At 61.0% G+C, this 11,300-nt stretch carries 2 protein-coding genes and 1 tRNA gene; 2 read left to right on the top strand and 1 reads right to left on the bottom strand.

What is annotated here, in order from left to right; all coding sequences use genetic code 11:
* Positions 1 to 48: 48 nt before the first annotated feature.
* The gene (locus tag QZ511_RS09730; RefSeq protein ID WP_295802096.1) at positions 49 to 8,289 is read left to right on the top strand and encodes a hypothetical protein; all 8,241 of its coding nucleotides are present in this window, start codon (positions 49 to 51) and stop codon (positions 8,287 to 8,289) included.
* A gap of 56 nt (positions 8,290 to 8,345) precedes the next feature.
* Here the strand turns inward: QZ511_RS09730 and QZ511_RS09725 are convergent.
* Positions 8,346 to 8,432: transfer RNA gene (locus QZ511_RS09725), tRNA-Leu, on the bottom strand.
* A gap of 197 nt (positions 8,433 to 8,629) precedes the next feature.
* Between QZ511_RS09725 and ppc the strand changes: the two genes are divergently transcribed.
* Positions 8,630 to 11,287 (top strand): phosphoenolpyruvate carboxylase, encoded by a 2,658-nt coding sequence (ppc, locus tag QZ511_RS09720; protein WP_295802093.1) that lies wholly within the window; start codon positions 8,630 to 8,632, stop codon positions 11,285 to 11,287.
* Positions 11,288 to 11,300: the final 13 nt, after the last annotated feature.

The following is an 11,300-nucleotide window of genomic DNA, read 5'->3' as shown; positions in this document are numbered from 1 at the left end:
GGCGTGACTCTCACCATTGATGGCGCCGGTGCGGTTTCCTCAGGTACTGTGTCGTTCACCCAGGTAAGCAGTATTCAGGGCGACAGTACCGACGTGCTGAACGCAATGGCGGGCGGCAGTGAATTCGCCGTGCTTGGAATCAACCGTGTTGAATCCAGTGGGATTACCTTTAACGGCCTCGGCAGAATTCAGGGCGGAACGGGCGCCGACAAGGTTACCGGTGCTGACCAGCTGACCGTTGCCTCAGACGGCAGCAATACCGTGGTCACCGCGAGCGAAAGCGGTGGCCTCGTTTTCCGGGATATCGATACATTCAGCACCAATAATGGCGCCCTCACGGATAACCAGGGTGGCGAAACCATTACCCTGAATTCCGACAGTTCCATCGGTGTCCACGGCATAAGCTTCACCGGCCTTGCCAGTATGGCAGCGGATGGCAATGGCTACCTGGATGCCAGTGGATTTGCCAGCGGCGTGACACTTAATGCTGCTAATGCGGTGGATGCCTCGGGCCTGGTCGTCAGTGGTTTGAGCCGGGTAACGGTGCCACTGCTGTACGGTACAACCGCTGCCGAGACCTTCAGGGTCAGTGATACCGGTGGCACCACAACGATAGACGTGGATGGCTACGGCATCAGCTTTGATGGTGTCAGCCAGGTACAGGCCGGTGAAGGCAGCGGCGATGGTGACGTGCTGGTTGCAGCGCAAAGTATCCACCACGACATTTCGTCCGATATCTTCGCCACGCTGCTCGGAATAGATTTTTACCAGCTAGAAACGCTGGACCTCGCCGGTGGCACCCTGAGCGGCACCGCGGGCAATGATGATTTCACCCTGGTAAACAGCAATACTGTTTCCCACAGTGCCAATAGCGCATTCAATTTCCGCAATGTCAGTGGGGTTACCGGCGGTTCCGGTGTCACTACCCTGGATGCCACTGCACTCGCCACGGGCCTGTACCTGACCAGTGCGTCTGGCAGTTCCGTCGCCACCGACACCAGCGACGGTATCACCTTTGACGGCCTTGCTTCGGTCAAGGCCTCCAGCCTCGATACCAATGGCCAGGGCGTGACTCTCACCATCGATGGTCCCGGTGCGGTTTCCTCCGGTACTGTGTCGTTCACCCAGGTAAGCAGTATTCAGGGGGACAACACCGATTCGGTATCCGGGGACGCAAGCTGGGTCCTGTCCGGTTCCGGGGCCAAAAGTAGCCTCGCCGATATCCTGTTTAGTGGCCAGTGGAGGGTAACTACCAGTAGCGGTTCGCTGACCGGCAGCGATGGCGCCGATGCGTTCGTGCTGGAAAGCAACGGCACAGTAAGTGCAAATGGACTCAATTTTGCGGGCCTGTCGAATGTGGTTGGCGGGGCCGGTGGCGATGACCTGGATGCATCCGCTTACGCCGGTGGCATTAGCCTGGCGGGCGCAGATTCCCGGCTGTCCGCGGCCGGTATCCAGTTCCAGGATATTCTTTCCGTGACCACCGACGTGCTGAATGCGCTGGCGACCGGCAGCGAGTTCGAGGTGCTCGGTGCCAATAGCGTCAGCACCAGCGGAATGATCTTCAATGGTGTGAAAAATGTGGCAGGCGGTGCTGGTGTCGACAGAGTTTCCGGTGCAGATAACTGGACCGTCAATGTAGACGGAGGCGGTAACTATCTAACGGCGACAAAAAGCGCTGATCTGGTGTTTCGCAATATAGATAGCTTTGATACCGATAACGGATCGCTCACCGACACTGTCGGTGGTGGAACCATCCTGCTGAATGCCGATAGTTCTATCGATGTCCACAATATGAGCTTCACCGGGCTCGCGAATCTTACCGCGGATGGCAGCGGAGACCTGGATGCCAGCGGCTTCATTGATGGGCTCGCACTCACTGGCAGTGACGGTGAAGTTGCGGCAAATGCATTGAGTATCCGCGGTATTGCCACGGCAAAAGTTTCAGGCCTCGCCGGAAGTGCTGCCGACGATTATTTTGCCATCGCTACCAATGGCGACATCACCGCGCGTTCCATGGTTTTTTCCGGTGTCAGTGAGGTCTCTGCCGGCAGTGCAGGCAATGCCGTCGGCGGCGCTGACGGTTTTGACTGGCAAATTATCGATACGGATTCCGCCGGGAATAACGGCATAGCTTTTCATGGATTCAGCGATCTCACCGCAGTCAATGCCGGCCTGATCGGCACTGCCGGCGACGACCTGTTTACCCTGTCTGGCAGCGAGTCTGCAGGGGCCTCGGTTGCCTATGAGCAGATGGTATTTACCGGGGTGTCCGCCGTAGATGGCAATGGCTCCGCTGCTGCCGGCGACCACCTGGATGCGGGGGCCTACAGCGATTCGCTCTCCCTGACTGGGGTGGATAAACAGCTTGCAGCCGGCGGCCTGACCTTCAGCAACTTTGACTCGGCGGAGCTTTCGGTACTTTACGGAAGCGCCAGCGATGAAAATTTTGTCGTGACCGGAACCGACGCCATCGCGATTGCCAACCTGAATATTTCCGGGTTGTCCGAGGTGTATGGTGAGGGCGGCGTCAATACGCTGACGGCGCTGGGCAAGGCAACCTTGAATAAAAATGGATTTGCCAGGAACGGCGACATCAAGTTTTACAGTATCAATGAAATTATCGCCGACAGTCTCGATGCCACCGATGGGGATGATCTGCTCGCGTTTGATGTTGATGGCAATGTTACGGTCAATGGCTACAAGATTTCCGCCAGTACCTATGTGGACGCCAAGGGTGGTAACGATACCGTAACCGGCGTGGACGGTATCGACTGGACCATCCAGGGAGCGTCCAGTGCCGAAAACAACGGCGTGACCTTCGATAATGTCGAAATTCTGGAAGTGGTGAATGCGGGCCTTTACGGCACCGCAAACGCGGATGTTTTCAATCTCGACAGCGCGGGACTTATCACCATCGGCAATCTGTCGGTTAGCGGTATGTCGTTTGTCGACGGTAATGGTGGCGTTGACGCGCTGAACGCCGTTGATCTTGCGGGTGGACTCGCACTGACCGCCACTGCGGGTGCGCTGAAGGCCGGTGACCTCGATGTATTCGGAATGGATTCCGCCACCGCAAAAATCCTTACCGGTACTGGAGCTGATGAGCAGTTCCAGCTTACCGGCAGTGGTCAGCTGACGGATGGCAATATCAGTTTCAGTGGCGTGCAGCAGCTTATCGGTAACGGCGGCAGCGATTCCCTGAGCAGTACCGTGAACGAAAACTGGGTGCTGGCTTCCGGTGCTGTATCGGTAGATCACGGCAATGTGAATTTTTCCGGGATCAGCAGCTTCTCCGGCGGAAGCGGGGTTGTTCAGGGGCATGCCAGTGGCCACAGCTTCATTATTGAAGGCGACAATAAACTGGCGATCGATGCACTGCGGTTCAGCGACATTGCGTCTGTGGAGGCGGCTACGGGTACGGACGACGTGACTACCGTAGCCGCCGTCGCCCTGGGGAGCATGGACAATACATTCTCCAGTAGCAATATGAATTTCTCCGGCGTCGACAGTGTCACCACAAGCGCGTTGGTCGGCAGTGATTCCGCCGCGCAATATACCCTTACCGGCAGCGGACAGCTGACGGTCAACGACATTGAATTCGACGGGCTGGCCACCGTATCTGCCGGTAGTGCTGACAGTGATCGGGTGCTGTCCCGTAGCGGCCAGAACTACGCGCTGAACGCGGACAGCACGGTAGCGCACGATGGCATTGTCTTCAGTGGTGTAGAGGCGTTCGAGGGGCTGGGGGATAACGATCTCGATGCCAGCGCCTTTGTTGCGGGCTTGATGCTAAATGGTAATCACAACGAGGTGGTTGCGGATGGCGTCACCTTTGCCGGTCTGGCCGAGGTGACCACCGGCAAACTCGCAGGCAGTGCCGGCTCTTACGGATTTACCGTCAGCAGCAGCGACCTCGATGTGTTATCGATGCTGTTCATGGGGGTCACAGATGTCACTGCCGGTGCCGGCAATAGCGTGACCGGTGCGGACGCGGTGGACTGGCAGATTGTGGATATCGATAGCGCCGAAAACAGCGGTATCGCATTCCATGGATTCAACGACCTGACCGCGTCCAACGCTGGTCTGATCGGCACCAGCGGCGACGACACCTTCGTATTGTCCGGCAGCGAATCGGCCGGTGCACTGGTTGCATACCAGCAAATGACATTTGGCGGTGTCAGCTATGTTGCGGGAGGTGGTTCGATCTCCGCGGGAGATCACCTGGATGCCAGCGGCTACACCGATGCGCTGGCCCTGAACGGCAGCGACAATGCACTGTTGGCCGGCAGCCTGCTGTTCAGCGGCTTCGACTCAGCACAACTTGCGCAACTCATCGGCCACGCCGGGGACGATACCTTCTCGGTTACTGGGGACGGCGCGGTTACCGTGGCCGGATTGGATATTTCCGGGCTGACCGAGGTGCGTGGTGGTGGCGGAAGTAATACCCTGATGACCGAAGGCACCGCATCACTGAGCGAGGCGGGTTATACCAGTAGCGGCGCAATCGACTTCTACGACATCCAAACAATCATTGCCGGGCTGCTGGAAGCGACCGATGGCGATGATCGGCTGGCATTTGCCGACAATGGCAACATCACCGTAAACGGCTACGAGATCGGCTCTTCTACCTACGTGGACGCCAAGGGCGGCAGCGATACCGTGACCGGTGCCAGCGCGCAAAACTGGATAATCACCGGCGAGTCCAGCGCCGAAAACAACGGCGTTACCTTCGCCAATGTGGAATATCTCAATGCGGTCGGGGGGGGGCTTTACGGCACCGGCGCCGCGGACAGTTTCACGCTCGGCAACGATGGCTCTGTGACCATCGGCAATCTGTCGATAGCGGGGATGTCGTTTATCGATGGCGCGGGCGCAAGCGATTCCCTCGACGCCAGCGAATACGCAGCCGGGATTGCTTTAGCATCCAATTTCGGAGAGCTGGCCGCCGGAAGCCTGAGTATTATCGGAATCGAAAATGTAGCCACCGCTGCTTTGCGCGGCTCCGCTGTTGCGGATGAGTTCAGTATCACCGGCAGTGGCCAGCTGAGTGCGAGTGGTGTGAATTTTTCCGGCATCGCACAGCTCGATGGTGGCGGTGGTCAGGACCTGTTGACGAGCGAACTCGACAGCGCCTGGGCGATGGCCGCAGCTGCGACGGGTGTGCGTCACGGCGATGTGAGTATTGCCGGCATCGAGTCACTGTCCGGTGCCAACGGCCAGCTTGTGGGGCATGCGGATGGACATGACTTTACGGTAGATGGCAGCCAGCTGGTTTCCGTGGGCGATATGCAGTTTGCCGACATTGTCGAGGTGGTGGCCGCCGAAGGTGCCGATGCCGTCAGTGCGGCGAGTGCGGTGACGCTCGGCGGTGTGAGCGGTGTGTTCACCACCAGCGACATCGCTTTTAGCGGTATCGACAGTGCTGTGGCCAGCGATCTCATCGGCAGCAGTGCGGCAGAGCAATTTACCCTGGATGGCAGCGGTGCGCTGAGTGTCAACGGCATTGCCTTCTCCGGCCTGTCGAGTGTGAAGGCAGGCGATGGTGATGACGATGAAGTGATCTCCCGTTCCGGTCAGGACTACGAGCTGCAGGCAGACAACAGCGTGCAGCATGAGAGCATTGCCTTCAGCGGCGTAGAGTCATTCTCCGGAAATGCTGCGCAGCTGGTGGCAAATGGCCAGGCCAGCGCCCGTATTACCGGCAGCCGCAGTGTGGCCACTGGTGCTGCAACCTTCAGTGGCCTCGACAGCCTGTCACTGGTGGGCGGCGCCACCGAGCTGGTGGCCTGGAACGGCGTCACCATAAATGGTAGCGGTTCGGTTACCAGTGGCGGCATTCAGGTTACCGGTGTGTCTGGTGTCTCGGCTACCGGAGCTCTGATCGGCACCGCCGATGACGACATGTTTGCCGTGTCCGCGAACAACACACTGTCCAGCGCCGGTATGACTTTCAGGGATGTCGATGTCGTCGCCGCTGGTGGCGGAACCGATCGGGTGCAGGGCTTTGCCGGTGATGGCTGGCAGCTTGAAGGCGGCGACGGCGCGCTCCGCCATGGGGCGATCAATTTTAGCGGGCTGGAACACGCCAGCGGTGGCAGTGGTGTGGTTGACGCTGGCGATGGAGATCGACAGTTCTCGGTTACCTCCGGCGGCCAGCTCCTCACCAGCGCCATCCGGTTTGACGGTATCCATACGGTAAATGCGGGCTCGGGTAACGACAATGTCGCCACCATGAGCGGGCAACAGTGGACGCTGGGGGAGGATGCCGGCAGTGCTGCCACCGAGGGCATGGTGTTCCACAATATTGAACGGGTATCGACGGCCGCCGCGCGGGTTGATGCCAGCGCGAATAGTGGCGCGGAGAGTTTTGCCCTGGCCGCAAATTCCACTGAGCTGACTGTGCTTGGCCTGATCTTTGGCGATGTTGCAGAAGTAATTGCGGGTGTCGCAGGCGGTGACCAGTTGACCAGTGCGGCCAGTGACTGGCAGCTCGGCGGCGGGGAGAACCGGCTGTCGGTCAACGGGGTCGCCTTTGCGGGTATCGACCGGGTAGCGACCGCGGATGCGCAGTTAACCGCTACGGCTGCGGCTGAGCAGTTTGCACTTGCCGGGGCCGACAATGCCCTGCATGTAGCTGGCATCGAATTCGAGGGCGTGCAGTCGGTGATCGGCAACGGCGGTGATGACGCGCTGATCGGCAGCGACGGCGATGATGTTTTCGCCCTCGCTGACGACGGTGATATTTCCGCTGCGGGCATGTTGTTTTCGGGCATTGCCTCCGTGGATAGCGGCAGCGGTGTCGACAGCGTGAGTGGCGATGGTGCAGCCTGGCGCTCGACGGTTGCGCAGGCGGGGAACCAGCTGATGAATGGCGCCGCAGTGGCACAGGTGGATTCCATCACGGTGCAGTTCCAGAATCTGGAGCGGGTGACAAACACCGGGACATACAGCGGGCCCGAGTTCAGTGCGGACTACCACCTGGTGGGGGCAAATAGCCTGGCCATCGGCGGTATTATCTACGGTGGCCTGGATAGCATTGCCGCCGGCTCCGCCGCGGACACCCTCTACGGTGTCGACGCGGACCTGAGCTGGGTCCTGGGTGATGGGCAGGGCAGTTTGACCGACGGCGCCAGCACACTGGTATTTTCCGGCTTCGAGTCGATTATCGGCGGCGCTGGTGCAGACCAGTTCGACCTCAACGGCGGCGTACTCGATTCCCTCAATACCGGAGCGGGCAACGACACGGTTAATCTGGCGGGCATGCAGCTCGACACATTGCATCTCGGTGCTGGCGACGATCTGGTTGCGGTGCTAAGTGACAGCCAGCCCGCGACGCTGACGGGCGGAGCGGGCAGTGACCTGCTGCAGATGCAGCTTACAGGCCAGCAGTGGCAGTTTAATGGCGACAGCAGTACGCAAAATCAGGTGGGCAACTTCCTGTTCTCACAATTTGAGAACCTGCAGGATTCCGGCGGCGGCCTGAATCTGGTTACCAGTCAGCAGTTCAACTTCACCGCAAACGGGGACGCAGCCGGTGTTGTCTTCAGTGCGGACGGAATGCAGCTGGCGTACGATCCGGCGGGCGACCTTGTGCTGCTCAGCAGTGCAAAAGCGCCGGTGGGCGGCAGTCTGAAAGCGCGCAACGCAGATCTGACCCTGGCGGGTGACCTGGATATCGAGACCGATGTGGCGAGCCTGTCGCTGCGCACTTCCGGCGGGGATATCGATGTGGCGATACTGGCTCGTGAACATCTGCAGGTCGGGCAGATCGATGTGGGCCGGGGCAATGTCTCCCTCGCCAGTGCCAGTGCCAACGTCGGTACCACCGGGGTATTTGGCGTGCTGACTGCGGAATCCTTTGATGACACCCATATTAAGGCGGGCAATATCCAGCTGGGTACCCCGGAGCTGAGCTGGGGCGCCATAGGTAGCGAGGATATTCCGCTGCGCCTGGACGCCACCCAGAGCGTGGGCATTGTCGCGCTGGAATACTACGACCCGTTCTTCGATGGCCAGCAGCCACTGGCCTTTTCCGCGACCGGTGACAAGCGCCAGTCGATCGCCGGTGCACAGACGGCCCAGGGCCTCAAATCCGCAGTGCAGAACCCGGTGGATGATATCGCCCAGCTGGACCCGGGCATTTTTAGCGAGGTAACGCCCTACAGCCTGGGGGTGGATCCGTTAAATTTGCCGGAAGTGCGCCTGCACGCGGGGGAGCTGGTGCCACTGGGCGAGCGCGACGAGAAGCGGCGTCGCGATATGCGCTCTGCGGTGGGGGGGCACTGACGGGGCATATAAAACAAAAAAGGCCGACTCTCGCGAGTCGGCCTTTTTTGTAAAGATGGTGCCCAGGAGAAGACTTGAACTTCCACGACCGTAAGGCCACTAGCACCTGAAGCTAGCGCGTCTACCAATTCCGCCACCTGGGCATTCAGCGGTGTGCTCCGCCGAGTCCGCGCACTATAGTCGTTTTCAACGGCGTGTCAATTGTCAGGGGTGACCCTTTAGTTCGTTTCGGACGAAACGTTTGTAGTTTTTTTACAAAAATACGCCGTGCTCATCAATATTCGGGCGGAAATATGTAAAAATGCGCTCACAAAATGTTGCGTGATATAGGGAGGTTGCCTTGGATCAAGACCAGAATGCCCCATTGCGGGAAGACGTCCGACTGCTGGGTGAGGAGCTGGGTGCGGTACTGCGCGGGCAGGCCGGCGACGAGCTGTTTGATACCGTGGAGACCATTCGCCAGGTGGCGGTGGAGAGCCGCAGCCAGGGGGATATGCCTGTAGGAAAATTACGGGAACTGCTCGATCCCCTCGACGACGAGACCCTGCTGGAAGTGGCGCGGGCCTTCAGCCAGTTCCTGAACCTGGCCAATATTGCCGAGCAACGCCACCGCGAGCGCCTGCGTCGCCGGCACGAGCGCTTTCCCGGCGACCCGGATACCGACCGCGGCCTGCGCCAGGTACTGGAAGAGCTGAAAAAGGCCGAGGTGGCGCCGGAGCGAATCCGCGAGGTGCTGGCAGAGCTGTCGGTGGAGCTGGTGCTGACCGCCCACCCCACCGAGGTGACCCGCCGCACCCTGATCCGCAAGTACGATCAGATGGCGGACCTGCTGACGGAGCTGGACCGCCCGGACCGCACCCCGGAAGAGGTGGAGCACCTGCGGCGCCTGCTGAGCGAGCAGATGCTTTCCGCCTGGAGCACCGACGAAATCCGCCGCGAGCGCCCGACCCCGGTGGACGAGGCCAAATGGGGCTTTGCCACCATCGAGCAGTCCCTGTGGCAGGCGGTGCCCCAGGGCATGCGCGACGTGGAGCAGGAGCTGGCCCTGGCCGGGCTGGAGCCGCTGCCCGCGGACTGGGTGCCGATTCGCTTCGCCTCCTGGATGGGCGGCGACCGCGACGGTAACCCCAATGTCACCGCCAGGGTGACCCGCCAGGTGCTGACCCTGGCCCGCTGGATGGCGGCGGACCTGTACCTGCGGGATGTGGAAAACCTGCTCGCGGACCTGTCCATGCACCGCGCCAGCGACGAGCTGCTGGCGCGCACCGGTCCCAGCCAGGAGCCCTACCGCCTGTTGCTGCGCGAAGTGCGCGACCGCCTGCGCAATACCCGCGCGCTGATGGATGCCCGGGTCCACGGCAAGCCGGAGCCGGAAGGTGAGGTCTATGCCAGCGGTGGCGAACTGCACGAAGAGTTGAGCCTGATCGACCGCTCCCTGCGGGAGGTTGGGTTGGCGGCGATTGCCGATGGCCAGTTGAAGGATACCCTGCGCCGTCTCAACTGTTTCGGCATCACCCTGTTGCGCCTGGATATCCGCCAGGAGTCCACCCGTCACGCCGCCGCCATCGATGCCATTACCCGCTACCTGGATCTGGGCAGCTATATGGAGTGGGGGGAGAAGGTAAAGCAGAAGTTCCTGCTGGCGGAGCTGGAAAACCGTCGCCCGCTGGTGAATGACGCTTTCTACCGCAGCGAATTCTGCACCGACGAAGTGCGCGAGGTGCTGGAAACCTGCGATGTGATTGCCGAGCAGGGGGCCGAGGGGCTGGGTGCCTACGTGATTTCCATGGCGCGAACCACTTCCGATGTAATGGCGGTGATGCTGCTGCAGAAGATCGCCGGCGTGCGCGCGCCGATGCGGGTGGTGCCGCTGTTCGAAACCCTCGACGACCTCGACAATGCGCCCGACACCATGAGCGCACTGCTGGATATTCCGTTCTACCGCGAGCGCGTGGCCGCGGGCCAGGAAGTGATGATCGGCTACTCAGACTCCGCCAAGGACGCGGGTTTCCTCGGTGCCGCCTGGGCCCAGTTCCGCGCCCAGGAAAAACTCACCGCAATTTTCCGCGAGTTCAGCATTCCGCTGACCCTGTTCCATGGTCGCGGCGGTTCCATCTCCCGTGGCGGCTCGCCCACGCGCATGGCGCTGTTGTCGCAGCCGCCGGGTTCGGTGGCCGGCCGTATCCGCGTGACCGAGCAGGGGGAAATGATCCGCTTCAAATACGGTCGCCCCTCGGTGGCGGCCTACAACCTGGAGCAGTACCTGGCGGCTACACTGGAGGCCACCCTGCTGCCACCGGCGGAGCCGCGCCCGGAGTGGCGCGCGGAAATGGATCGGCTGACCCAGGCCTCGGTGCGCGCCTACCGCGAGGTGGTGCAGGACGACCCGGCGCTGGTGTCCTACCTGCGTACGGTCACCCCGGAAACCGAGCTCAGTCGCCTGGCTCTCGGCAGTCGCCCGGCGCGACGCAAGCCCGGCGGCGGGGTGGAAACCCTGCGCGCGATTCCCTGGGTATTTGCCTGGACCCAGATCCGCCTGATGTTGCCCGCCTGGCTGGGCACCGGTGCGGCGCTGGAAACCGGGCTGGCCAACAACCCGGCTGCACTGCGGGAGATGAGCGAGCAGTGGCCCTTCTTCCAGACCGTGGTGGATATGCTGGAGATGGTACTGGCCAAGTCCGATACCCGCGTTGCCTCCTGGTACGAGGAGCGCCTGACCGATGACGCGGAATTGCTGCGCCTTGGGGTCGAGCTGCGCAGTCGCCTGGCGCGTACCGTCAGCGCGTTGGGCGAGCTGACCGGACGCGAGAGCCTGCTGGACAACAATCCGGTGATGCGCTGGTCGATCCGCGTGCGCGATCCCTACACCGATCCGCTGCACCTGTTGCAGGCGGAATTGATGGCGCGCCTGCGCAGCCGCGAGGAGGATCCGGTGCTGGAAAGCGCATTGATGGTGACCATCGCCGGTATTGCCGCGGGGATGCGCAACACCGGTTAACCAACACTGTGCA

Source organism: uncultured Microbulbifer sp., assembly GCF_913055755.1.
Classification (GTDB): Bacteria; Pseudomonadota; Gammaproteobacteria; order Pseudomonadales; family Cellvibrionaceae; genus Microbulbifer.
This window is presented reverse-complemented; position numbering and strand designations above follow the sequence as displayed.